The sequence below is a fragment of the Rhodovarius sp. genome, assembly GCF_040399605.1.
Classification (GTDB): Bacteria; Pseudomonadota; Alphaproteobacteria; order Acetobacterales; family Acetobacteraceae; genus Rhodovarius; species Rhodovarius crocodyli_A.
In genome coordinates, this window is the sequence record NZ_JBBARU010000001.1 from 172,333 (window position 1) to 196,840 (window position 24,508).

At 67.3% G+C, this 24,508-nt stretch carries 24 protein-coding genes and 1 pseudogene; 10 read left to right on the forward strand and 15 right to left on the reverse strand.

Annotation, left to right across the window (positions count from 1 at the left end):
- Nucleotides 1-27 precede the first annotated feature (27 nt).
- Together wecB and ABWP84_RS00855 are read left to right on the forward strand one after the other, a co-directional pair.
- Nucleotides 28-1,200 carry a non-hydrolyzing UDP-N-acetylglucosamine 2-epimerase gene (gene wecB / locus ABWP84_RS00850; RefSeq protein ID WP_353210084.1) on the forward strand — a complete coding sequence of 391 codons (1,173 nt, stop codon included), beginning with the start codon at nt 28-30 and terminating at the stop codon, nt 1,198-1,200.
- Nucleotides 1,201-1,365: 165 nt separating this feature from the next.
- Nucleotides 1,366-1,704: a hypothetical protein gene (locus ABWP84_RS00855; RefSeq protein ID WP_353210085.1), complete on the forward strand. Its 339-nt coding sequence runs from the start codon at nt 1,366-1,368 to the stop codon at nt 1,702-1,704.
- A 118-nt stretch (nt 1,705-1,822) separates the two neighbouring features.
- On the opposite strand, the gene holA is transcribed toward ABWP84_RS00855, so the two are convergent.
- From holA to leuS, 3 genes are all read right to left on the reverse strand, one after another.
- Complete coding sequence (gene holA, locus ABWP84_RS00860) at nt 1,823-2,836, reverse strand: DNA polymerase III subunit delta (RefSeq protein WP_353210086.1); 1,014 nt, start codon at nt 2,834-2,836, stop codon at nt 1,823-1,825.
- Nucleotides 2,823-3,257, reverse strand: coding sequence for an LPS assembly lipoprotein LptE (gene lptE / locus ABWP84_RS00865; protein WP_353210087.1), 435 nt, complete (start codon nt 3,255-3,257; stop codon nt 2,823-2,825). Before lptE ends, holA begins: the two co-directional genes overlap by 14 nt.
- Before the next feature lie 70 nt (nt 3,258-3,327).
- Nucleotides 3,328-5,904 carry a leucine--tRNA ligase gene (leuS, locus tag ABWP84_RS00870; RefSeq protein WP_353210088.1) on the reverse strand — a complete coding sequence of 859 codons (2,577 nt, stop codon included), beginning with the start codon at nt 5,902-5,904 and terminating at the stop codon, nt 3,328-3,330.
- 73 nt (nt 5,905-5,977) lie between these two features.
- Between leuS and ABWP84_RS00875 the strand changes: the two genes are divergently transcribed.
- Entirely contained in the window at nt 5,978-7,039 is a 1,062-nt protein-coding gene (locus ABWP84_RS00875; RefSeq protein WP_353210089.1) for a hypothetical protein, read from the forward strand.
- A gap of 1 nt (nt 7,040) precedes the next feature.
- Here ABWP84_RS00875 and ABWP84_RS00880 read toward each other — a convergent pair whose 3' ends face one another.
- A complete protein-coding gene (locus ABWP84_RS00880) occupies nt 7,041-7,808 on the reverse strand; it encodes a sulfite exporter TauE/SafE family protein (RefSeq protein WP_353210090.1) in 768 nt (255 codons plus the stop codon).
- The gene (locus ABWP84_RS00885) at nt 7,805-7,948 is read right to left on the reverse strand and encodes a DUF3553 domain-containing protein (RefSeq protein WP_353210128.1); all 144 of its coding nucleotides are present in this window, start codon (nt 7,946-7,948) and stop codon (nt 7,805-7,807) included. Before ABWP84_RS00885 ends, ABWP84_RS00880 begins: the two co-directional genes overlap by 4 nt.
- A 235-nt stretch (nt 7,949-8,183) precedes the next feature.
- On the opposite strand from ABWP84_RS00885, the gene ABWP84_RS00890 reads away from it, so the two are divergent.
- The 6 genes from ABWP84_RS00890 to ABWP84_RS00915 all read left to right on the forward strand — a co-directional run bounded on the left by ABWP84_RS00890 (nt 8,184) and on the right by ABWP84_RS00915 (nt 14,047).
- Nucleotides 8,184-8,786, forward strand: coding sequence for a histidine phosphotransferase family protein (locus tag ABWP84_RS00890; protein ID WP_353210091.1), 603 nt, complete (start codon nt 8,184-8,186; stop codon nt 8,784-8,786).
- 142 nt (nt 8,787-8,928) lie between these two features.
- Complete coding sequence (locus ABWP84_RS00895; protein WP_353210092.1) at nt 8,929-11,442, forward strand: hybrid sensor histidine kinase/response regulator; 2,514 nt, start codon at nt 8,929-8,931, stop codon at nt 11,440-11,442.
- Nucleotides 11,443-11,451: 9 nt separating this feature from the next.
- Nucleotides 11,452-11,904, forward strand: coding sequence for a chemotaxis protein CheW (locus tag ABWP84_RS00900; protein ID WP_353210093.1), 453 nt, complete (start codon nt 11,452-11,454; stop codon nt 11,902-11,904).
- 10 nt (nt 11,905-11,914) lie between these two features.
- Nucleotides 11,915-12,154 (forward strand): response regulator, encoded by a 240-nt coding sequence (locus tag ABWP84_RS00905; RefSeq protein WP_353210094.1) that lies wholly within the window; start codon nt 11,915-11,917, stop codon nt 12,152-12,154.
- Nucleotides 12,151-13,293, forward strand: coding sequence for a chemotaxis-specific protein-glutamate methyltransferase CheB (cheB, locus tag ABWP84_RS00910; protein WP_353210095.1), 1,143 nt, complete (start codon nt 12,151-12,153; stop codon nt 13,291-13,293). The genes ABWP84_RS00905 and cheB overlap by 4 nt, the downstream gene beginning before the upstream one ends.
- The gene (locus tag ABWP84_RS00915; protein ID WP_353210096.1) at nt 13,202-14,047 is read left to right on the forward strand and encodes a CheR family methyltransferase; all 846 of its coding nucleotides are present in this window, start codon (nt 13,202-13,204) and stop codon (nt 14,045-14,047) included. The genes cheB and ABWP84_RS00915 overlap by 92 nt, the downstream gene beginning before the upstream one ends.
- On the opposite strand, the gene ABWP84_RS00920 is transcribed toward ABWP84_RS00915, so the two are convergent.
- The 10 genes from ABWP84_RS00920 to ABWP84_RS00965 form a co-directional block, all read right to left on the reverse strand.
- Nucleotides 14,005-14,235, reverse strand: a complete 231-nt coding sequence (locus tag ABWP84_RS00920) for a ribbon-helix-helix domain-containing protein (protein WP_353210097.1) — start codon at nt 14,233-14,235, stop codon at nt 14,005-14,007. The genes ABWP84_RS00915 and ABWP84_RS00920 overlap by 43 nt on opposite strands.
- A complete protein-coding gene (locus ABWP84_RS00925) occupies nt 14,228-15,613 on the reverse strand; it encodes a class II fumarate hydratase (RefSeq protein WP_353210098.1) in 1,386 nt (461 codons plus the stop codon). Before ABWP84_RS00925 ends, ABWP84_RS00920 begins: the two co-directional genes overlap by 8 nt.
- Entirely contained in the window at nt 15,610-16,524 is a 915-nt protein-coding gene (puuE, locus tag ABWP84_RS00930) for an allantoinase PuuE (protein WP_353210099.1), read from the reverse strand. Before puuE ends, ABWP84_RS00925 begins: the two co-directional genes overlap by 4 nt.
- Before the next feature lie 10 nt (nt 16,525-16,534).
- Nucleotides 16,535-17,053 carry an N-acetyltransferase family protein gene (locus ABWP84_RS00935; RefSeq protein WP_353210100.1) on the reverse strand — a complete coding sequence of 173 codons (519 nt, stop codon included), beginning with the start codon at nt 17,051-17,053 and terminating at the stop codon, nt 16,535-16,537.
- A complete protein-coding gene (locus tag ABWP84_RS00940) occupies nt 17,050-18,240 on the reverse strand; it encodes an amidase (protein WP_353210101.1) in 1,191 nt (396 codons plus the stop codon). The genes ABWP84_RS00935 and ABWP84_RS00940 overlap by 4 nt, the downstream gene beginning before the upstream one ends.
- Before the next feature lie 77 nt (nt 18,241-18,317).
- Complete coding sequence (locus ABWP84_RS00945; RefSeq protein ID WP_353210102.1) at nt 18,318-19,697, reverse strand: esterase-like activity of phytase family protein; 1,380 nt, start codon at nt 19,695-19,697, stop codon at nt 18,318-18,320.
- Nucleotides 19,698-19,777: 80 nt separating this feature from the next.
- A complete protein-coding gene (locus tag ABWP84_RS00950; protein WP_353210103.1) occupies nt 19,778-20,545 on the reverse strand; it encodes an ATP-binding cassette domain-containing protein in 768 nt (255 codons plus the stop codon).
- The gene (locus ABWP84_RS00955; protein ID WP_353210104.1) at nt 20,542-21,321 is read right to left on the reverse strand and encodes an ABC transporter permease; all 780 of its coding nucleotides are present in this window, start codon (nt 21,319-21,321) and stop codon (nt 20,542-20,544) included. Before ABWP84_RS00955 ends, ABWP84_RS00950 begins: the two co-directional genes overlap by 4 nt.
- Complete coding sequence (gene alr / locus ABWP84_RS00960) at nt 21,321-22,343, reverse strand: alanine racemase (protein ID WP_353210105.1); 1,023 nt, start codon at nt 22,341-22,343, stop codon at nt 21,321-21,323. Before alr ends, ABWP84_RS00955 begins: the two co-directional genes overlap by 1 nt.
- A 48-nt stretch (nt 22,344-22,391) precedes the next feature.
- Entirely contained in the window at nt 22,392-23,894 is a 1,503-nt protein-coding gene (locus ABWP84_RS00965; protein WP_353210106.1) for a replicative DNA helicase, read from the reverse strand.
- A 163-nt stretch (nt 23,895-24,057) separates the two neighbouring features.
- Between ABWP84_RS00965 and ABWP84_RS00970 the strand changes: the two are divergent.
- Nucleotides 24,058-24,508: pseudogene (locus ABWP84_RS00970) on the forward strand (nucleotide sugar dehydrogenase); the annotation flags it as partial.

The following is a 24,508-nucleotide window of genomic DNA, read 5'->3' on the forward strand; positions in this document are numbered from 1 at the left end:
CTGGTAAATTCGCGCTATGGTGCTGCCATGCAGGCCATTCTCACCGTCATCGGCACGCGGCCGCAGGCCATCAAAATGGCGCCCCTGCTGCTGGCCATGCGGGCTGCGCCGGGCATCCGCTCCCTGCTCTGCGTCACCGGCCAGCATCGCCATATGCTCGATGGCGCCTTGGCCGAATTCGGCCTGGTCGCGGATTATGACCTCGACATCATGCGCCCCGGCCAGGACCTGACCTGGATCACCACCGCAGTGCTGGCAGGGCTGCGCCCCATCCTGGCTGAAACAAGGCCCGATTGGCTGCTCGTGCATGGCGATACCACCACCGCCATGGCCGCCGCCATGGCCGGGTTCTATGCCGGCCTGCCCATCGCCCATATCGAGGCCGGGCTGCGCAGCCATGATCTGGGCCGCCCATTCCCCGAGGAAATGAACCGGGTGGTGGTGGACCGTATGGCCAGCCTGCTCTTCGCCCCCACCGAAGGTGCGCGGCGCAACCTGCTGCGCGAAAACGTGCCACAAGGACGAATTGTGGTCACCGGCAACACCGCGGTGGATGCCGTGCTGGCCATGCGCGGGCGCATTCTGGCCGACCCCGCGCTGGCTGCAAGGCTGGCGGCGGCGCTGCCCGAATTGGCGCCGGGGCGGCGCGTCATTCTGGTCACCCTCCACCGGCGGGAGAATTTCGGCGCGCCATTTGCGGCCATCTGCCAGGCCCTGCTGCAGCTCGCGGCGCGTGGCGATGTGGAGGTGGTCTATCCCCTCCATCTCAACCCAGCCGTGCGCGAGCCCGCGCTGTGCCTGCTGGGTGGCGTGCCGCATATCCATCTTCTGCCACCGCTGGGCTATGCCGCCTTCACCCATCTGCTGATGCGCGCAGCGGTGGTGCTCACCGATAGCGGCGGCATTCAGGAAGAGGCGCCCTCGCTGGGCAAGCCGGTGCTGGTGCTGCGCGAGGTGACCGAACGGCCGGAGGCGGTGAAGGCCGGCACCGCGCAGCTTGTGGGCACCGATACGGCGCAAATCCTGGCCGCCACCAACCGGCTGCTGGACCACCCGGCCCCGCAGCGCGAGCGCGCCAACCCCTATGGCGATGGCCAGGCCGCCGCGCGCATCCTCGCCAGGCTGCGTCAGGCCGACCAGCGCGCCACCAGCCTCGCACCGGCCAGGGCATCGGCAGGGGTGATGCTCCCCGCCGGGTGATGGGCCACACCGCCCAGGCAGGGAAAAACCTCCATGGCGCTGGCAGATATGGGCCATAACGCAGGAACCATGCCCGGCGGGGCCAGGGCTGAGACCATCCTCTGCACCGCTTGAGAACATTTAGCGAACATGCGATAAGGCCGCGTTTCGGAAAAGACAAGGCCCATGGCCGTCAAACCCGCGCGGCCGGTCAAGCCGGTGAATGCCGCCCTCGCCCGGCTGCTGGCCCTGGCGGCCAAGGGCGTGGTGCCCCTGCGCATGGCGCGCGAGGTGGAGGGGATTGTGGCCGAATGGCAGGCGATGCCACAGGCCGACCCCTATGAGATCAAGGAGCGCCTCGGCGAGATGCATGAACTGCTGGTCCAAGGCGTGGCCGATGCCGAGGAGCAGGTGAGTGACACCGACCCGGCGGATGCGCCGGCGGTGAAGCAGGCGGCCATCACGCTCGCAGCGCTGGTGGCCACGCGCGATGCCACAATGCGGGCCATGGGCGGGCTGGGTTAGTTCTCCAGCAGGCAGCTGGAGCATCATCCGTTCAAACGGAATCGTTTGAGCGGATAAAGATGCTCGACAAACAGAAGCTTAGAGCCTGTGCAGTGAGCCGAGGCGAACGGAACAGGCTCTAACCCCGCCGCGCCGCCTGATGGGCAATCCCCAGCACCATTTGCCGCACCACCGCCACATCATTCATCCCGGTGGTCTTGGTGCGCCGCTCGGTCACCAGCAATGCCACGCCCAGGGCTTCAAGCTGCGCCGGGCGCCAGCGGCGCAGCGCCTGCTCCATCGCCGGGCGGGCGCGGAAAAACACCGGCGGCCGCAGGCTGCCCAGGGCATCACCGGCCGACATGCCCTCCGCCATGGCGGCGGCAGCCTGTTGCAGGCGCTGGACATGCCGCAGCGCGCCGCGCACCGCCTGCACCGGGTTCAGCCCATCGGCGATGCTGGCGGCCAGCGCCTGGTCGGCGGCTGGCACATTACCCAGCATGGCGGCCTGCAGCGCCTCATCAAGGGTCAGCTCATGGCCCTCGGCCACGCAGGCCAGCACATCCGCCTCACCGGCGCGCTGGCCAGCGCCGACATAGAGCGCCAGCTTTTCCAGCTCGCGCCGCATCCGCATCCGGTCATCGCCCTGGTTCTGCACCAGCCAATCGAGCGCCGGCTGATCGATGGTGACCTCATACTCCGCCAGGATGCGCCGCGCGCTGGCCGCAAGCTCAGCCCCGCGCTCCCGGTAGCAGGCGATGACGGCAGCCCGGGGTGCTGCCTCCAGCAGGCTGCGGAGTTTGCCGCGCGCTTGCATCTCGCCACCCTCCATGATGACGAGGCCAGGGCCCGGGCCCTCCAGCGCATTCTTCGCCGCGGCGGCAAAGCCATCCCCGGCATCGCGCACCCGCAGCACCCGCCGCCCGCCCAGCAGCGCCATCGTCGCCGCCTCCGCCGCCAGCAGCCCGGCATCGCGCCAGGCATCCTTCGCCACATCGATCACGCACATATCGTCGCCGCCGGTGATGTTGCGCGTCAGCGTATCGGCCAATTCGCGCGCCAGCCCGGCATCCTCACCATGCAACAGCACCACCCGGGTCTCGCCCGGATCGGCCAGGAAGGCGCTCAGCCGTTTTGGGTCAAGCTTCGCCAAGGCGGCGGAATTCGAGGATAAGGCGGCGAATCATATCCTCCGCCAAGCCGTCCACCAGCCGGCCCAGCGCCGCATCGCGCGAGATATCGGCCGAGAAGAACTGGTTCTCGGGGATATTGAAGGCATCAAAGCGCTGCACCGTGCCGCGCAGCACCACATCCTGCGGCGGCGCCATGCGCACCAGCAGGAAGTCGGAGCTGGCGGTGAAGCGTATGCGCGAGATCACCCCATCCTCCCGGTAGCCTTGCAAATCACCCGCAATGGCAAGGCCGCAGCGCAATTCGAAGCGCGCCGGCGTGCCCGGGCGGCTATCCTCCAGCCGCTGTTGCAGGGAGCGGCGCAGCAGCTGGCCATTGCGCTCGCCAATATTGGCCACCCGCACCGAGGCCAGTTCCTCGCTGATCTCACGCCCATTTGCCATGGGCCCGGGCGCATAAAGCGGGCGGAAGCCGCAGCCGCTCAGTCCCAGCGCAACCAGGGGAAGTGCCCGCCTAAACAACGAAATTCACAATCCGGCCGCGCACATGGATGCGCTTGCGGATCTCCCTGCCCTCAATGGCGCGCTGCACATTCTCCTCCGCCAGGGCCAGGGCGAAGATCGCCTCCTCCTCGGCATCCACCGGCACCTCGATGGTGGCGCGCAGCTTGCCCAGCACCTGCACGGCCAGGGTGACGGTATCGGCCGCCACCAGGGCCTCGTCCGCTTCCAGCCAGGGAAGCTGCGCCACCAGCCCCTCGCCAGGGCGCAGCGCCGCCCAGAGCTCTTCCGCCAGATGCGGCATCATCGGCGAGGCGAGGCGGATCAGCGCCTCCAGCGCCTCGCGCTTCGCCGCCGCGGCCTCGGCCGGCGCATCGGCGATGGCATTGGCGAATTCATGAATGCGGGCGACGGCGACGTTGAAGGCGAAGGTCTCCAGCGCCAGGGTCACGGCGGCGATGGCGCGATGCGTCGCCTGGCGCAGCTTCTTCGCCGCCGGTGTCTCAGCGCCCTCGGCGAGCGGCAGGGAGGTCGTCACCAGGCGCCAGACGCGCTGGACGAAGCGCGAGGCACCCGCAGCACCCGATTCGCTCCATTCCATATCGCGCTCGGGCGGATTGTCGCTGAGGATGAACCAGCGCGCGGTATCAGCCCCATAGCGATTGATGATGGCACCAGGGTCCACCGTGTTGCGCTTCGACTTGCTCATCGATTCGACACGGCCAACCGTCACCGGCTCTTCCTCTCCCGCTGGACCACCGCGCACCACGGCGGTGCCATCAGCGCGCTTCTCCACCTCCTCGGGGTAGAGCCAGCGGCCATCGGCGCCCTTGTAGCTTTCATGCGTGACCATGCCCTGGGTGAAGAGCCCGGCGAAGGGCTCCGCCACCGAGAGATGCCCGGTATCGCGCATGCCGCGGCTGAAGAAGCGGCTATAGAGCAAATGCAGGATCGCGTGTTCGATACCGCCAATATACTGGTCCACCGGCAGCCAGGCATCGACGGCGGCGCGCGTCACCGGCATCGCCGCGCGCGGTGAGGCGAAGCGGGCAAAGTACCAGGAGCTGTCCACAAAGGTGTCGCAAGTGTCGGTCTCGCGCCGCGCCGGCTTGGCGCAGCGCGGGCAATTCACATGCTTCCAGCTGGGATGGTGGTCGAGCGGATTGCCGGGGCGGGAGAAATCCACATCCTCAGGCAGGCGCACCGGCAATTCGGCCTTGGGCACCGGCACCACGCCGCAATCATCGCAATGGATGACGGGGATAGGACAGCCCCAATAGCGCTGGCGGGAGACGCCCCAGTCGCGCAGGCGCCAATTCACCACGCCCTGGCCCTGGCCCTTGGCCTCCAGCGCATCAATCACCCGGCGCTTGGCATCGGGCACGGCCAGGCCATCAAGAAAATCGGAATTATAGATTGTGCCATCATCCGTATAGGCCAGATCGGCGATGGCGAAGCTGGCGGCATCAGCCCCCGGCGGCAGCACCACGGGCAGCACCGGCAGGTCGTATTTGCGGGCGAAATCAAGGTCCCGCTGGTCGCCCGACGGGCAGCCGAAAATCGCGCCGGTGCCGTATTCCATCAGCACGAAATTGGCGATCCAGATGGGATATGTCTGGCCATTAAACGGGTGCTTCACCCGCAAGCCGGTATCAAAACCGCGCTTTTCCGCCTGCTCGATCACCGCCTCCGAGGTGCCCTGGCTGCGGCATTCGGCAATGAACTCAGCCGCACCAGGCCGGGTGGAGGCCGCAGCCAGCGGATGCTCGGCCGCCACGGCCAGGAAGGACATGCCAAACAGCGTATCCGGCCGGGTGGTGAAAACCTCCACCTCGGCCATATCAGCCACCGGCGTCTCCAGCGCGAAGCGCACCCGCGCGCCCTCGCTGCGGCCAATCCAATTGGCCTGCATCAGCTTCACCCGCTCGGGCCAGCGGTCGAGCGTGTTCAGGCTCTCCAGCAGGTCGGGCGCGTATTTGGTGATGGCGAAGAACCATTGGATGAGCTTCTTCTTCTCCACCGGCGCGCCGGAGCGCCAGCCGCGGCCATCGATCACCTGCTCATTGGCCAGCACCGTGCCATCCACCGGGTCCCAATTCACCCAGCTCTCACGCTGCTCCACCAGGCCGGCCTGGAGGAAATCCAGGAACAGCGATTGCTGCTGGCCGTAATATTCCGGGTCGCAAGTGGCGAATTCGCGGCTCCAGTCGAGGCTGAGGCCCATGCGCTTCAACTCGGCCCGCATATTGGCGATATTGGCATAGGTCCATTGCCCGGGATGAATGCCCCGCTCGCGCGCCGCATTCTCCGCCGGCAGGCCAAAGGCGTCCCATCCCATGGGATGCATGACCATATGCCCGCGGGCGCGTTTGTAGCGTGCCACCACATCGCCCAGCGTGTAGTTGCGCACATGCCCCATATGGATCTTGCCGGAGGGGTAGGGGAACATTTCCAGCACGTAGTATTTCGGCACGCCCGGCGGCGGCACATCGGGCACCGCGAAGACGGCATGGCTGTTCCATGCCTCCTGCCAGCGGGGCTCGGCGGCGGCGAAATCATAACGGGCGGGGTCGGCAGAGACTTGGTCCATGACCGGTTCAGATAGAGCAAAAAAGCCCTTCTTGCCATGCGGGCTCCGCGCTAGGTGAGCGGTCATGCCGATTTTGCTGCTTCTTCTGTGCCTTCTGCCCTGGTTTGCCGGCGCGCAAACGCCAGAGGCCGCCTATCGCGCCTTCACCGAGCGCCCGGAGGGCAGCAGGTCCGAGACGCTGCGGATCGGCTGGTCGCTGCATTATCGCGGCGCCATGCCGCATTCCGCCTTCGCCTTTGCCCAGGCGGCGGATGGGCGGGTGGTGTGGAATTTCTCCGGCGCCCAGGCCAGCCCCGATGCGGCGCGCGATGTCGCCATGGCCGCTTGCGGCCGCGCCGCCCAGGCGCTCGGCGCGCCATGCCGCCTCTTCGCCATTGATGGCGCGGTGACAGGCCGGGCAGCCATCACCCCTGCCAGCAACCGCATCGGCCCGCTGCGCGCCAGCCCGCTGCATTTCCTCCATGGGCCGGGCAGCGCGCGGGGCGTGGTGGTGTGGAGCCATGGCCGCGCCGCTGCCATCGGCGGCACCCGCCCCGATTCGCGCGGATCAGCCACGCAAGGCTGGGTCTCGCTGCTCAATGATGCGGGATGGGATGTCTTTCGCTTCGACCGCGACCCCCATGATGACGAGGTGGAGCCCGCCACCGCACAGCTCCTCGCAGCCCTGCCCCTGCTGCGCCAGGCCGGCTATCAGCGCATCGTGCTGGCGGGGCAAAGCCGTGGCGGCTGGCATTCGCTGCTGGCCGCCGGCCGGGCGCCCGGGCTGATCCATGCCGTCATCGCCGTGGCGCCGGCGATGCATGGCAGCGATGGCCGCAACCAGAATGGCGCGCTGGATGATTGGCGGCGGCTGATCAGCGCGCTGCCGGTGGACGGCCCACGCCTTGGCGCGGTGCTGTTTCGCAATGATGACTTCGACCCGCTGCCCAGCGCCCGTATCGAACGCTGGGAGGCACGCATGCAGCAGCGCCAGGCGCCCAGCATGATCCTATCCCCAGCCAATGGCCCGGCCGACCATGGCGCCGCCGCCCAGCGGGGCTTTACCCAGGCATGGGGCCTGTGCCTGCTGCGCTTTGTCCATGATCCGGCGCCACCCACCGGCACGCTGCGCGAGGGCTGCCCGGCGGCGCGTTGAATCAGCCGAAGAGCGCGATGCAGCCCGCCACCGCCAGCACCGCCATGGCAAAGGGCCGATACAGCCGCTGCGGTACCACATGAAAGGCCCGCACCCCCACCGGCACCGAGACGAACATCACCGGCAGCACCACCGCCAGCCGCGCGAAGGTCGTCACATCGATCAGCCCCATCACGATTGGCCCCAGAATGGAGGTCACCGCGATGATGGCAAAGAAAATGATGAGATTGGCGCGGTGCCGCTTCGCCTCCTCCGCGCCAGAGAGCAAATAGAGAATGACCGGCGGGCCCGACATGCCGGTGGCGCCCTTCAGCAGCCCCGCCAGGCCGCCCACGCTGAGATTGAGCCAGAGCGGCCGCCCGCCGCGATAGCGCCAGCCGCTCATCAGCGCAAAGCCGAAGACGAGCACAAAGGCACCAATGCCGCGGCGCAGCGTCTCCTCATCCAGCGCCAGAAGCGCATAGGTGCCAAGCGGCATGGTCAGCAGCGCCGCCCCGCCCAGCGGCAATACCACGCGGCGGTCGGCCTCATGCCACGCCTTGGGGGCGAGCTGGATGGTGATCAGCAATTCCATTAGCAGCATCACCGGCACGCCCTCGCGCGTGCCCCAGAGTGTGGCGAAGATGGGCGCCAAAATGACGGCGGTGCCAAAGCCGGCATAGCCGCGCATCACCCCCGCCACGGCGGTGGCGATGATGGCGCCCAGCATGCGCCAATCCAGCACGGCGGCCAAAATTTCCGGCCATAGCGCCGCCCATATGCCGCTCATGGCAGGATATCCAGCGTGACCAGGCCGGCATTGATCAGCAGCTTGCCCGCATGCTCGAAATTCACCGTGACGCGGTTGCCGATGACGGATTGCACCTGCCCCACGCCCCAATCTGGCCGCGCGGGGTTGAACACCCGCATTCCCGGTTCGATCAGCTGCACCCTGCTATCCCATAATTGACACCGCAGGCTTGGGACCGGCTTTGGATTTCGTCAATCCATCACAATGCATGCTCCAGGCTGCATTGTCGCGCATTGTCGTCGTTGAATCGACGGCTCTCTACGGAACTCGACAATGCAGACGACATATTGACTGACATGTTGATGACGCGGCCCATCACCCCAGAAGGGGCGGGGCGCAGAAGGAGATGGGCGAATGCCCCAGGAACTGGCCTTGAGCCGCCCGCAACTCGCGCAGCTTCTCGGCGCACGGCTGACGCATGACCTCGCTGGTCCGCTGGGCACCATCATGGCCGCCGGCGGCTCGGCCGAGGGTGCGGCACTGCTGGAGGAGACGGTGGCGGAGCTGCGGCTGCGCTTTCGCCTCTATGCGGTCGTGTTTGGTGAGGCGGAGGCGCTGTGCTGGGCGGATTTGCAGGCCCTGCTGGCCGGCGCGCCCGGCGCCCACCGCATCGCCTTCCATTTCGAATTCCCGCCCCAGGCCAGGCTTGATCCCGCCTTGGCGCAGATCGTGCTCGCCGCCGCCATGCTGGGGGCCGAGGCGCTGCCGCGCGGCGGGGCGCTGCGCATCACCCCGCTGGGCGGTGCGGGGCTGGTCGTGCTGCCGGAGGGGCGTGTCGCCGCCTGGCCGCATGCACTGATCGAGCGTCTGGCCGGCATGGCGCCGGCTGGGGCCGATACCCCGCGCGCCCTGCTCGCACCTTGGCTGATTGCACTGGCCGAGGCGGCGCAATGCCGCCTCAGCCTGGGCATGGGCCAGCCCGGCCTGCCGCCCCTGCTGCTGCAACCGCCCCGCTAAGCCGCCCCCGCGCCCCACAATCTCCAACCCGATTCACCTTTTATTTCCCCCGCATGCCCCATGCCATGCGCGGCGTGGTGTTTCCCCCCCGGCATGATCCGCCAGGCGGCAGGCCCCGCGCCCGAGGCAAGGGGAGCCGCGTATGGACGATATTCTCGCCGAATTCCTGACCGAGGCGCATGAGGGGCTGCAAAGCCTCGATGGCGCGCTGCTCTCACTGGAGCGCAACCCCAATGATACCGCCCTGCTCGGTGAGGTGTTCCGCACCATCCACACCATCAAGGGCACCTGCGGCTTTCTCGGCCTGCCACGGCTCGAAAAACTGGCCCATGCCGGTGAGAATGTGCTGGGCCTGTGGCGCGATGGCGCCTTGCCCGCCACGGCCGAGGGGATCAGCCTCATCCTCGCCGCGGTGGACCGCATCAAATCCATCCTGCTCGGGCTGCAAACCGAAGGGGTCGAACCCGCCGGCGATGACAGCGCGATCATCGCCGGGCTGGACGCTGCCTCCCTCCGCCCACCCCTCACCGCCAGCCCGGGGCCGGAGCGGCCAGCCCTCCCGGCGGCCGAGCCCACCCCCGGCAGCGCCCCACAAACCATCCGTGTCGCGGTTGATGTGCTGGAGGATCTGATGGTCCTGGCCAGCGAATTGGTGCTCACCCGCAACCAACTCCTGCAGATCGCCCGCTCGGAGGTGAATTCGCCCTTCACCTTGCCGCTGCAACGCCTGTCGCAGATCACCACCAACCTGCAGGACGGCGTGATGAAAACCCGCATGCAGCCCATTGGCAGCGCCTGGCAAAAGCTGCCGCGCCTGGTGCGCGACCTGGCGCATGAGCTGGGCAAGCAAATCACCCTCGACATGACCGGCGCCGAAACCGAACTCGACCGCCAGGTGATGGAACTCATCCGCGACCCGATGACCCATATGGTCCGCAACAGCGCCGATCACGGGCTGGAAACTCCGGCCCAGCGCCGCGCCGCCGGCAAGCCGGAAACCGGCCATATCACCCTCAACGCCTATCATCAGGGCAGCCATGTCCTGCTCGAGATCGGCGATGATGGCCGTGGCCTGGCCGTGGGCATGATCCGCGAAAAGGCGCTGCGCCAGGGCCTCGCCACCCCGGCGCAATTGGCCGCGATGAGCGAGCGCGAGATTCAGCGCTTCATCTTCCGCCCGGGTTTTTCCACCGCCGCTTCCGTCACCTCCGTCTCCGGCCGTGGCGTGGGGATGGATGTGGTGAAAACCAATCTCGAGCGCATCGGCGGCGTCATCGAACTGCGCTCACGCCCCGGGCGCGGCACCACCTTCACCATCAAGATCCCGCTCACCCTCGCCATTGCCGGCGCGCTGATCGTGGAAGCCGCCGGTGAGCGTTTCGCCATTCTGCAGAACAGCGTGCTGGAGCTGGTGCGGGTGGGTGAGCGCGGCGGCGCGCGGGTGGAGATGATCAAGCAAACCCCGGTGCTGCGCCTGCGGGAGCGGCTGCTGCCGCTGGTGCCGCTCGCCCCCCTGCTGGCGCTCGAGCAGCCGCCGCGCGCGGAGGATGCCACGAGTTTTGTCGTCGTCACCCAGGTCGGCGCCCAGGTGTTCGGCATCGTGGTCGATCGTGTCTTCGATACGGAGGAGATCGTCGTCAAACCGGTCACCCCCATCCTGCGGGATGTGACGATGTTCTCCGGCAACACCATCCTTGGCGATGGCTCGGTGATCATGATCCTCGACCCCAATGGCATCGCCCGCGCCACCGGCCTGAGCGTGGAGGGCGGCGGTGAACTGGCGGAGGCACCGCCCAGGCCACCACTCGGCCGGGGCGAGGGTGAGCGCATGGCGCTGCTGCTGTTCCGCGCCGGGCCCGGCGCGCCCAAGGCGGTGCCGCTCGGCCTCATCGCCCGGCTGGAGGATTTTCCCGCCGAGCGCATCGAATATGCCGGCGAGACGCTGGTGGTGCAGTGCCGCGGCAGCATGATGCCGCTGGTGCCGGTCGGCGCATGCGCCCAGATGCCCGCACCCGGCACCCGCCAGGCGGTGCTGGTCTTCGGCGATGGTGACCACGCCATGGGGCTGATGGTGGACGCGATCCTCGACGTGCTGGAAGCGCCCCTGCTGATCGAACGCGGCGGCGAGCGGCCGGGCTTCCTCGGCAGCGCCGTCATCGCCGAAAAGGTCACCGAAATTCTCGACTGCGCCTATTGGCTGCGGCAGGGCGGCGCAGATTGGTTCGGCCAGGCGGCGGCAAAAGATGCCTCCCATCCGCGCCTCTTGCTGGTGGAGGACAGCGCCTTCTTCCGCAACCTCGTCGTCCCCGCCCTCCTCGCCGCGGGCTATGACATCACCGGCGCCGCCAATGGCCGCGAGGCGCTGCGCCTGCGCGAGGCGGGCGAGCATTTCGATGCCATCATCACCGATATCGACATGCCGCAGATGAATGGCTTCCAGCTCCTGCGGGCCGTGCGCGATGGCGGGCCATGGGAGGATGTGCCGGTGATCGCCCTCTCCGGCCGCGCCGAACCGGCCGAGGTGGAAAAGGGCCTCGCCGCCGGCTTCACGGATTATATCGCGAAATCGGACCGTGAGGGGCTGGGCCTCAGCCTGCGCCGGGCCCTGCAACCCCGCCACGCCCCCGACGCCATCACGGCCCCGATCACCGGTTAAGGAATGCCCATGCCGAGCCATAGCCAATCCATGGGCCGTGCCGCGGAGATGGTGCTGAGCCTCACCGTCGCCGGCCAGCCCTGCGGCTTGCCGGTGCTCGCGGTGCGCGATGTGCTGGGGCCGCAAACCATTACTCGCATCCCCCTCGCCCCACCCGAGGTGGCGGGCAGCCTGAACCTGCGCGGGCGCATCGTCACCGCGCTGGATTTGCGGCGGAGGCTGCAGCTGCCCGCCCGCCCCGCCGGCCAAAAACCCATGTCGGTGGTGGTGGAGCATCAGGGCGAACTCTACGCGCTGCTGGCCGATGGGGTGGGCGAGGTGCTCAGCCTCAGCCCCGCCGAACGCGCGGCCAATCCCCCCACCCTCGACCCGGCCTGGAAAGCCGTGTGCCAGGGCGTGCACCGGCTGGGTGACAGCCTGCTGGTGGTGCTCGATGTCGAGCGTCTGATGCAAATCGGTTGAGGCAAGACCCATGAGCCTCAGCGCCCTTATGGTGGATGGCATCGCCTGCCTGCACGCGCTGCGGGCAGCCTATGGGCCCCGCACGCCGCCAGTGGTGATCTGCACAACCGCCTCGGCCAGCGAAAAAATCATCGAGGCGCTGGAAGCCCGCGCCGATGAATACGTCATGAAGCCCTTCAATGAGGCGATCCTGATGCACAAGCTCGCCATGATCGGCCTCGCCCCCGCCGAAGCGGCCCTGGCACCATGAGCAATGCCACGCTGCGGGTGATGCTCTGCGATGACAGCCAGGCCATGCGCACCAGCCTCGCCCGCCTGCTGGAGAGCGACCCCATCATCCGCATCATCGCCCAGGTGGGTGATGGCGAGGCTGCGCTTCGGGTGCTGGAAACAATGCCGCCCGCCCAGCAGCCCGATGTCATTCTGCTTGACCTTGAAATGCCGGTGATGGATGGGATGACCGCCCTGCCCCTGCTGCTGGCCCGCCGGCCGCGCCCGGTGGTGATCGTTGCCAGCGCACTCACCCAGCGCGGCGCCAGCCAGGCCATGGCAGCACTCAGGGCCGGCGCTGCCGATTACCTGCCCAAGCCCAGCACCGCCATGGGTGGGCTGCGTGATTCCGCCTTCCAGGCCGAGCTGCTGGCCAAGGTGAAAGGTTGGGCGCGCATCGGCCGCCAGCCCGACCTCCCGCTCACCCGCCCGGGCGCTGTGGCGGGGCTGCAGCCCAGGGCCATCGCCATCGGTGCCTCCACCGGTGGGCCGCAGGCCCTGGCGCAATTCGTCAAGCGCCTGCCGCGCCAGCTCCACCTTCCGGTGCTGATCACCCAGCACATGCCGGCCGGTTTCACCGCCATGCTGGCGCAGCACCTCAATGGCCTTGGTGGCCCCAGTTGCAGCGAGGCGCGCGATGGTGAGGCCCTGCGCCCCGGCCATATCCTCATCGCCCCGGGCAATCACCACATGATCCTCCGCCGGGCCGATTTCGGCGCGGTGCATGTGCAACTGAGCGCCGACCCGCCGGAGAATTTCTGCCGCCCGGCGGTGGACCCCATGCTGCGCTCCCTGGCCACGATTTATGGCCGGGGCCTGCTGGCCATCATTCTCACCGGCATGGGCCAGGATGGCTTGCTGGGCTGCCAGGCGGTGGCGCGCGCGGGCGGCACCGTGCTGGCGCAGGATGAGGCCGCTCTGTGGTCTGGGGCATGCCCGGCGCCGTGGCCCGGGCCGGCCTGGCGCAGCTTCTCGCCCCCCCCGCGGCCCTGGCCGAATTTGTTCTGGCCGCCCTGCGGCAAACCGCATGAACCCGGCAACCTTCCAGTATCTCGCGGGCATGGTGAAGCAGCGCTCGGGTGGCGTGCTCATGGCCAATCAGGGCTATATGCTGCATAGCCGCCTCGCCCCCCTGCTCAAGCGCGAGGGGCTGGCCAGCCTCGATGGCCTGGCGCTCAGGCTGCGCGGCAGCGGCGCCGAGCCCCTCGCGCAGGACATGACGGAGCTTCTCACCACCAACGAAAGCCATTTCTTCCGCGATGGCAAACCCTTCGAGCATTTAAAGGAATGGCTGCCCCTGCTGCACAAGGCCCGTGCGCCGGGGCTGCCCATCCGCATCTGGTCCGCCGGCTGCAGCACCGGGCAGGAGGCCTATTCCATCGCGATGATCCTGGCCGAGGCGCAGGCGCTGGGCGATGCCAGCCTGCAGGCCCGCCGCTTCGAAATCCTCGGCACCGACCTCACCCGTGCGGTGCTCGACCGTGCGCGCGAGGCCAGCTTCACCCAGTTCGAAGTGCAACGCGGCCTGCCCATGCGCCAGTTGACGCGCCATTTCACCCAGCGGGGCAGCCTCTGGTGGGCCAATGACAATCTGCGCGCCTATACAAATTTCCGGCAGGCCAATCTGCTGCATGACCTGCGGAGTTTCGGCCGGTTTGACCTGATTTTCTGCCGCAACGTGCTGCTGTATTTCGATATGCCGACCAAGTCGCGCGTGCTGGGCGGGCTGGCCGGGCAATTGGCGCCCGATGGCGCGCTGTATCTCGGCGCGGCGGAAACTGCGCTGGGCATCACCGACAGGCTGGAACCCATGCCGGGCGAGCGCGGGGTCTATCGCCCGGCTGCGGCCGAACCAGCCCGGGCCAGCGCGTAGCGCAGGGCAAAAAGCCGCAATTGGCTGGCCAGGGGCTCGCCGGCTTCGGCCCGCGCCGCATCCTGCACTGCCACCAGGGCGGCGAGGCTGCCCGGGGCTGCCGCCTGCTCCAGCACCGCCCAGAATTCGGGTTCCAGCGCCACCGAGGTGCGGTGGCCGGCCAGGCTCAGGCTGCGCTTCTCAAGCATGCGGCCCGAGCATCTCCTCCGGCCGCACCCAGCGGTCGAAATCCTCAGGGCTGACAAAACCCAGCCGGGCCGCGGCATCGCGCAGCGTCAGCCCCTCGGCCAAGGCCAGCTTGCCGATCTGCACCGCCCGGTCATAACCAATATGCGGGTTGAGCGCGGTGACCAGCATCAGCGATTTTGCCAGGTTCTCGGCGATGCGCGGCAGGTTGGGCGAAAGCTTGGCCACCATATGCTCGGCAAAACTCTCGGCCGCATCGGCCAGCAGCCCGGCCGATTGCAGCACGGCATGAATGATCACCGGCTTGAAGACATTCAACTCCAAATGCCCCTGCGCCCCGGCCACGGTCACCGTCGTGGTATTGCCCATCACCTGGGCGCAGACCATGGTCAGCGCCTCGGCCTGGGTGGGGTTGGTCTTGCCAGGCATGATGCTGCTGGAGAGGCCATCGGCGGGGATCACCAGCTCCGCCAGCCCGGCATTCGGCCCGCTGCCCAGCAGGCGAATATCATTGCCGCATTTGTTGAGGCTGACCGCCAGCACATTCATCGCGCCCTGCAACTCAACAAACACATCATGCGCCGACATACCCTCACCCGGCAGGTCATTGGCCACGAAAGCGAGGCCGGTGCGCGCGGCCAAAACGGCGCAAAATTGCCCGGCAAATTCCGGATGGGTGTTCAACCCAGTCCCCGCCGCCGTGCCGCCCTGCGGCAACACCAGCAGCCGCGGCAGCACATCGCGCAGCCGCGCCATGCCCAGGCCCACCTGCCGCGCCCAGACGGCGAATTCGTGCCCCAGCGTGACCGGCACCGCATCCATCATATGGGTGCGGCCCAGCTTCACCACCCCGGCCCATTCCACCGCCCGGGCGGCCAGCGCGGTATGCAGCACGCCAAGCGCCGGCAGCAGGCGCTGGGTCAGGGCCTCGGCGGCAGCGATATGCATCACCGCCGGAAAACTGTCATTGGAGCTTTGGCCGAGATTCACATGATCATTGGGGTGCACCGGCGCCCGTGCCCCCAGCGCCGCGCCCAGTATCTGGTTGGCGCGGTTGGAAATCACCTCATTGGCATTCATATTGGTCTGGGTGCCGCTGCCGGTCTGCCAGATCGGCAGCGGGAAATCCGCATCGCGCAGGCCCGCAACAATCTCCTCCGCCGCCGCTTCAATTGCCTCAGCAAGTTGCCTTGGCAATAAACCAAGCAAAGCATTGGCCTCCGCCGCCGCCAATTTCTGCAGGCCCACGGCGCGGATCATCCCGGGCGGAAATCTCTCCGAGCCGATGCGAAACAGCCCCCGCGCCCGCTCGGTCTGCGGCCCCCATAGCCGCTCGGCGGGAATCTCCACGCTGCCCAGGCTATCGGTTTCGGTTCTCACTTGGGCGGGTGCTCGCGCAACCAATGGCGGGCAATCTCCTCACGCGTCGCCACCCAGACATCAGGGCAGGAAGCCGCATGGTCCAAAAACCGCGCCAGCGCCGCAGCCCGCGCCGGGCGGCCCACCAGGCGGCAATGCATCCCCACACTCATCATCCGCCCGCCCTCGCGGCGCAGCAGGTCCAGCGCGTCGCGCAAATGCTGCTCATAGCCATCATTGCTGGTGAAGCCGGGCGGCACGGCAAACTTCATGTCGTTATTGTCGAGGGTATAGGGGATGATGAGCTGCGGCTTGCCCGCAACATCAACATAATGCGGCAGGTCATCATCATAGGCATCGCTGTCGTAGAGAAAGCCACCCTGCTCAGCCACCAGCGCGCGGGTGCGCGGGCTGAAGCGCCCGGTATACCAGCCCACCGGCGCTCGGCCGCAGAGCCGGGTGATGGTCTCCACACAGGCGGCGATATGCGCCCGCTCCACATCCTCGGGCACATTGTGATAATCGATCCAGCGCCAGCCATGGCTCGCCACCTCATGGCCCTGGGCGGTGAAGGCAGCGGCGATTTCCGGGTGCAGCTCCAGCGCCCGGCCCACGCCATAAACGGTCAGCTTGAGGCCACGCTCGGCAAAAAGCCGCAGCACCCGCCACGCCCCGGCCCGCGCACCATAATCAAACTGGCTTTCCACGCTGCGGTTGCGCTCGCCCAGCACCGGCGTGCCGCCCGGCACCTCATGCAGATAAAGCTCGCTGCCGGCATCGCCGTTCAGCACCGTGTTCTCGGCTCCCTCCTCGTAATTCAGCACGAAGCTGAGCGCAACGCGCGCCCCTCCCGGCCAGCGCGGATCAGGCGGATTGGCACCATAGCCAACCAGATTGCGGGGATAGGGGTCTTGGGCGTCGAGGATCGTCATGGCGGCGAGTTTACACCGGAATGGAACGATCCGCCTCTCCCAAAGGCCGCTGCATGGTCACGATATCCACCCAGCGGCCAAATTTCAGCCCCACCGCCCGCATCACGCCAATCTGGCGAAAGCCCAGCGACAAATGCAGCCCCACGGAGCCCACATTCTCACTGTCACCGATCACCGCAATCATCTGCCGAAAGCCGCGCCGCGCCGCATGGTCCAGCAGCGCCGCCACCAGGGCCTTGCCCACGCCCTGGCCGCGCACATCATCACGGACATAAATGCTGTCCTCAACGGTGAAGCGATAGGCGCTGCGGTCACGAAACTGGGCGTAATAGCCATAGCCGGTGATCTCGCCCTCATGCTCCGTCACCAGCCAGGCGCAGCCAGCCTCCTGCACCTTGGCCATGCGTTGGCCCATTTCGGCCAGGCTGGGGGCGGCTTCCTCAAAAGTGCCCGCACCATGCGCGACATGATGGGCATAAATCGCTGTGATGGCCGGCAGGTCGGCCTCGGTCGCCTCGCGCGGGGTCACAGGCCCAGCTCTTCGGCAACCCGCGCCGCCAGGCTCAGCAGCATACGGTCCTGTCCGGCCGCGGCCACCAGCGACAGGCCAATCGGCGCGCCATCCAGCCGCGCCGCCGGAATGCTCACCTCACACAACCCGCCCAGCCCGGCGATGGCGGTGACGCCCATGGTCTGTTCGCGCACCACATTCTGCTCGGCCTGGCTGGCCGCGAGCAACGGCGCCGCCATCGGCGAGGTCGGGTAGGCCAGCACCGCACCGCCCTCCAGCAGGCAGCGCATGCGGTGCTGGAAACGCTTGCGGAAACCCCGCCCGGCGGCGGCCTTCTCAGCCGGCATCGCCTGCGCTGCGGCAAAGCGTTCGCCCACGCCCGGGCCAAAACCCGGCTTGGTCTGCGTCACCCAGCGGCCCAGCGTGGCCCAGGCCTCCTGGGCCTGCATGCAGCGGAAATTCTCATAAAGCTCAAACAGCCCCTCAGGCATCAGCGTCAGCCGCAGCGCCTGGCCCATCACCCTTTCGGAGGCCGCCAGCGCCGGCTGCAGCAGCGCTGCCACCTTGGGGTCGGCATTGGCCCAGACATCATCGGGCTGCAGCAGCGGCCCGGCCGCCCCAGCCTTGCCCAGCGGCAAAATTTCCCCACCCACCCGGGCCAGCACCGCGGCATTGGCGGCGAACCAGCCCGGCGTGTCAAAGCTAGGCCCCAGCGCGCAACAGCCAGCGAGGCTGATCGCCCCCCAGCTCGGCCGGAAGCCAAAAACGCCGCAATAACTCGCAGGAATCCGCACCGAGCCACCGGTATCGCTGCCCATGGCGAAATCCACCTCACCCGCCGCGACAGCAGCCGCGCTGCCGCAGGATGAGCCGCCGGGGAAGCGATCCGGCGCATTGGGGTTGATCGGCGTGCCGTGCCAAACATTCTCGCCGGTTAGGCCAAAGGCCAGCTCCACCGTCTTGGTCTTGCCCACCAGGCTGGCTCCGGCCTCCAGCAAAGCCAGCACCACCGGGGCGGTGCTGGCGGCCACGCCATGGCTGCGCGCCCAATCGGGATTGCCATAGGACGTCACCTCACCAGCGACGTCGTAAAGATCCTTCACCGCGAAGCGAAGACCGGCCAGCGGGCCGCCCGGCGTCCCCGCCAAAGCAACCCTGGGCCCTGGGATGAAGGCCCCATCCCGCTCTGCCTGCGTCAAAGCCATACAAACCCCCACCACAAAAACCGGCTCACGCTACCGCAAGCCGGAAACCGGGGGAAGCAAGCCCCCGGGCAGAGGCCTCAGCGCGCCCGCAGCAATTCCGGCACGTGCAGCAGCACCTGCTCGTTATTATCCGGCGCATTCGGATGGCGGCCGGCCGAGAAGGGATAATTATTGTCATTGCCGACAATGATGTGGTCGGCATCGACCATGGCGACATTCTCAATGGTGAAGAAGGGGAAGGTGAAGCGGCCAGCGGGGGCGCCGGCAGGCAGCGCACCGCGGTCACGCACCAGGCCCTGCGGGTCCTGCATCGCCATCAGGTCGATATGGCCAATCTTGCGGACATAGCCCTCGGCATCGGCCGCACCCAGATCGATGAGATAGACGCGCTTGAACCGCGCCGGCAGCGGGAAGCAGGGGGCGGCAGCGGTCGGCGCCACGCCTTGCGCGCAGGCGAGACCCGGGTCGCCCTCGCCATTGTCACGCTCGATCACCAGGGCGCGGCGGTCGTCGATCATGTTGAAATCGCCAATGGCCGTCGCACCAGCCTCCAAGCGGTAGCGCAGGCTGCGGCCGGTCCAGGCGCCACGCCCGGTGTTGAACTCGATCAGGCGCAGGAACTGGCCCTCGGATTGGTCAGAATTGGCGGCGAAGAGCGGCTGCTCCAGCAAGGCCCAAATGGTCTGGCCATCGGGCGTCATCGCCATGCCCTCATAGCCGCCGGAGCGGCGCGAGCGGAAGGGCACCGTCGCGGTGGGCGTGGCGGGCAGTTGGAAGGCATGGCTGTCGGGGCTGCGCAGCGGCTGGCCGTCCAGCATGGTCTCGAAGAAGCGCGTCACCCGGCCTTCGCCGTCGGTCTGGAAGATGTAGGGGCCGAATTCTTCGCCGAACCAGAAGCTGCCATCCGGCGCGTTCTGGATGCTCTCGATGTCGAGATCAGCACCGGTCAAATAGCGCTGGGCAGAGGTCTCGGTGGCGATGGGGAAGGGCAGCACGCGGTTGGGGTCGGAGAGAAAGATGGTGCGTTCGACCGTGGTCGCGCCAGTCTGGAAATTCGGCCGGATGCGGTGGAACATCAGCAGCGCATCGGCGCTGTTGCGGCGCGTGCCGAAGCCATTATCGGTGGTGACCCAGTAGGAGCCATCACCCACAGGCCGGATGCCCGAAAAGCCCTGCACCGGCTGGCCTTGCAGCGGCAGGCCCACGCCGGTGCGGCGGTTGCCATGCATGGCACCGGTATCGGCGGGAATGCTGCCCAGGGCCTCGACGCGGCTATTGCCCGGGCCGGTGAAACGGCCAGAATTGGCAAAGCCCGGGGGCGCATCGGCCGGCGGCGCGATCAAGGTGGCGGCGGGCAGCATGGCGTGGCCAACGACGCGGGCTTCGAAGCGCTGGTCGGCGCTCGCGGCATTTGTCAGGGCAATGGCGGCGATGCCGGCCAGAAGCAGATTGCGCATGGGGATCCTCCAAAATGGAGCCCCGATCTAGCCAATATGTGTTGCACTGCTCTGACAGAAGCATGACCACTTCGCGCCAATCAGCGGCGCAATTCCATGCTGATCGGCCCCTCACGCTCACCACGGGCAAATTGGTCCACCATGGCATTGCCGGTCTGCCCCAGGCTCGCCGCCGGGCCGTCCCAGACAATCCGGCCCTTATAAATCATCGCCGCACGCTGGCCGATGCGCCGCGCGCTCGCCATGTCATGTGTGATCGAAATGGCGGTCGCACCCAGCCTTTGCACACAATCGACGATCAGCCCGTCGATCACCGCGCCCATGATGGGGTCGAGCCCGGTGGTGGGTTCGTCGAAAAACAACAGATCAGGGGCGGCGGCCACGGCGCGGGCCAGCGCCACCCGCTTTTGCATGCCCCCCGAGAGTTCGGCCGGCGAGAGATCACCCACGCTGGCCGCCAGCCCCACCTGGGCCAGCACCTCGGCCGCCTTGTCGCGCGCGCCGCGCCGCGTAATGCGCTTCTGCGCCAGCAGCTTGAAGCAGACATTTTCCCAAACCGGCAGGCTGTCAAACAGCGCGCCATTCTGGAACAGCATGCCGATGCGATCCATCAGCGCCGCCCGCTCCCGCCGGGACATCGCCGCCACATCGCGGCCATCGATCAGGATGCGGCCGGCATCGGGGGTAATCAGCCCCAGGATGCATTTCAGCATCACCGATTTTCCGCTGCCCGAACCGCCCAGTACCACGAGCGAGGAGCTGGCCGGCACGGCGATATCCACCCCCTCCAGCACCGTCTTGCCGGCAAAGCTCTTGCACACGCCTTCAAGGGTGACGGTGAGCGTCATTGCGCGAAAAACGCCTCGGTCACCACATAGTCGAGTGCCAGAATGAGGATCGAGGCCAGCACCACCGCCGAGGTCGTCGCCATGCCCACGCCCTGCGCGCCGCCGCGGCTGCGATAGCCGCACCAGCAGCCCATCAGCGCGATGACAAAGCCGAACACCGCCGCCTTCACCAGGCCGCTGACCACATCCATGGTCTCCAGCACATCCCAGGTGGAATCGAGAAAGGCGGCGGAAACGAAGCCGAGCTTCGCCGTGCCCACCAGATAGCCGCCCATCACGCCGATAATATCCGCCACCAGCACCAGCAGCGGCAGCGCCAGGGTGGCGGCGAGCAGGCGCGGCGCCACCAGATATTTCATCGGGTCGGTCGAAAGCGTGGTCAAGGCGTCGATCTGGTCAGTCACGCGCATGGTGCCCAGCTCGGCCGCCATGGCGGCACCGATGCGCCCGGCCACCATCAGCCCGGCCAGCACCGGCCCCAATTCCCGCGTCACGCTCAGCGCCACCACCGAGGCCACGGCGGATTGCGCATTGAACCGGGCAAAGCCGGTATAGCTTTGCAGCGCCAGCACCATGCCGGTGAACAGCGCCGTCAAGGCCACCACCGGCAGCGAGAAATAAGCTACCTCAATAAAGTGGCGCAGAAATTGCCGGCCGTGAAAGGGCGGGCGCACCAGATGCGACAAGGCCTCCAGCGCAAACAGCGCCAGGCCCCCCACCTCCTGGCAGGCGCGCAGCACCGCGCGGCCGAGGCCTGCGAGAAAACCCAGCAGCATCAGGTGTAAATGCGCCGATAGCGCGAACCCAGGGCGGTCAGCATTTCATAGCCGATGGTGCCGGCCCTTTCGGCCAGCATATCGGGCGAATTATCGGGCCCCATCAGCGTGAGCATATCGCCCAAAGCCGCCGGCACGCCCGTGACATCGAATGCGGTCAGATCCATCGACACGCGTCCTACCACAGGCACGGCCTGCCCGGCCAGGATGCCAATGCCATGGCCCGACAAGGCACGCAGATAGCCATCGGCATAACCCGCCGCGACGGTGGCAATCAGGCTGGGCCGCGGTGCCACCCAGCCGGCACCATAACCCACCGCCACACCGGCGGCGATGTGGCGCAATTGCAGGATAGGCGCCTCCAGAAGCAGCACCGGCGCCATCGGGTTGGGCTGGCCAGGCTGGGGATTGATGCCGAACAAGGCGGCCCCCGGCCGCGCCAGATCCGAGCCAAAGCCGGGGCCGAGAAAAATCCCCGAGGAATTGGCCAGGCTGGTCGCCACCCCCGGAAAACGCGCCGCCACCACAGCAAAACGCTCAGCCTGCCGCGCATTCATCGCATGGCCCGGTTCATCGGCGCAGGCGAGATGCGACATGACATAGCGAATATCCAACCCCGACGGGATAGCGGCGCATTCCGCCAGATCAAGCCCCAGCCGCGCCATGCCGGTATCCACATGCAGCAGCACCGGGCCATGGCCGGCATGGGCGCGCGCCATGTCCAGATGGTTCACCACTGGCCAGATATCAGCCGGTGCCGCACCGGGCATAAAACCATTCAGCACCGCCAGCATCGCGCTGGCCTCGCCCAGGGCGGCCCGCAGGGCCAGCGCCTCTTGCAGATGCGCCACGAAAAAATGCCGGCAGCCTGCCTCCCGCAAGGCCCGTGCCACCTCCACAGCACCCAGCCCATAGGCATCGGCCTTCAGAACCGCCGCCACCGCACCACCACCATGGCGCCCGCACAACAACTGCCAATTCGCAACAATGGCGCGCAGATTGATGTGCAGCAGGGCTTGCATGCTCAGGCGGTGCTGCCCGTGGCCCGGCGGGTGGGTTCGCCCCGCAGCCTACTCATAGCCACGCTCATCATGCGTCACATCCAAATCGCCAAAGCGGGTGAATTCCGCCTCAAAGAAGAGCGGGATGGTGCCGGTGGGCCCGTGGCGCTGCTTGGCGATGATCAGGTCGGCCTTGTTATGGGCGCGTTCCATATCGGTCTTCCAGCGGTCCATCGCGGCCTGGTATTTATCGCCACCATCGAAGGCCGCTTCCTTCGGCTCGCGCTGCTTGAGATAGTAATCATCGCGATAGACGAACATCACCACATCGGCATCCTGTTCGATCGAGCCGGATTCGCGCAGATCCGATAGTTGTGGCCGCTTGTCTTCGCGCTGTTCGACGGCGCGGGAGAGCTGCGAAAGCGCGATAACCGGGACCGAAAGCTCCTTGGCGATGGCTTTGAGGCCCTGGGTGATCATGCTGATTTCCAGCACGCGATTATCCGGCTTGGTGCCGGCGGCAGGGCGCATCAGCTGCAGGTAATCCACCACCACCAGTTCCAGCCCACGGGTGCGCTTGAGCCGCCGGCAGCGGGTGCGCAGCGCCGAGAGGGTGATGGCCGGCGTATCGTCGATCATGATCGGCAGCATGCCCAGCTCGCGGCTGGCGGCGTAGAATTTGTCGAATTCCTGTTGGCTGATCTCACCGCGGCGGATTCTGTCGCCCGAGATGCGGCTGCTTTCGGCCAGAAGGCGGTTGGCCAGCTGCTCCGCGCTCATTTCCAGCGAGAAGATCGCCACCGAGCCCTTCGCCACCTCGCCGGCCTCCAGGTCCCGCGCCAAGGCCTGGGCGGCGCCGAAGGCGATCTTGGTGGCGAGTGCGGTCTTACCCATGCCGGGGCGCCCGGCCAGGATCAGCAGGTCCGAGCCATGCAACCCGCCCAGCCGCGCATCCACATCGCGCAGGCCCGAGGGCAGGCCGGAGACGCCGCCGCCATGCGCCTTGGCCTTGGCCGCGGCCTCCACCGCCAGCGCTAGGGCGCGGTCGAAGGTGATGGCCCCGCCCTCGCTGGCGCCGCCGGTCGCCAGGTCGAAGAGCTGTTGTTCGGCGGCCTCGATCTGGCCGGAGGCTTCTAGTTCCGGCTCGGCGCCGAAGGCGCGGTTCACCACCGTCTCGCCCACATCGATCAATTGGCGGCGAATCCAGCAATCATGGATCAGCCGGCCATATTCACCGGCATTGATGATGCCCACCGTCGCGCTGACCAATTGCACGAGGTAGCTGGTGCCGCCCACCTCCTCCAGCACGCCGGAATGTTCGAACTCACCCTTGAGGGTGACCACATCGGCCAGGGCGTTGTTCTCCACCCGGCGGCGGATCGCCGTGAAGATGCGGGCATGGATGGGGTCGGCGAAATGTTCGGGGGCGAGGAATTCCGAGACGCGTTCAAAAGCCTTGTTGTTGGACAGCAACGCGCCGAGAAGCGCTTGTTCCGCCTCCAGATTTTGGGGTGGTAGGCGGAGTGATTGGCCAAAAAGGCCGCTGCCTTCCGGCGGATTGATGCTGTTCATCCTCCCACCTTAGCCCTGCTGCCTGCCGCGCGTCCCATGTGCATGGCTGTGGATAGCGGGTGTGGCTGCGGATTGCCAGAAAACCGCGCGGCGGCGGGGCACTTGCGAAACGGACAAGTGTCGGGCTAGGTTAAGACAACCAGGGGTAGTGACGAAGGTGACGATGACACGCGTCTGCGTGATCGGCTTGGGTTATATCGGCCTGCCCATTGCGGCGCTGGCGGCGGGGCGGGGCATGCGGGTGTTCGGCGTTGACGTGGATGGGGCCGTGGTCGCTGGGCTGAATGCCGGGCGCAGCCATGTGCAGGAGCCCGAATTGGACGGGCTGGTGGCCAGGGTGGTGGCCGAGGGGAAGCTGACGGCGCATGCCGCGCCGCAGCCGGCCGATGTCTTCATTATCGCCGTGCCCACGCCCCTGGCCGAGGGGCGGCGGCCGATGCTGGCGCATGTGCATGCCGCTTTGCGGGCGCTGGCGCCGGTGCTGGTGCCGGGCAATTTGGTGATTCTGGAGAGCACCTCACCGGTGGGCACCACGGTGGGGCTGGGGCAGATGCTGGCTGGGTTGCGGCCGGATTTGCGGATTCCTGGGCTGGCGGATGGGGCCGATATTGCCC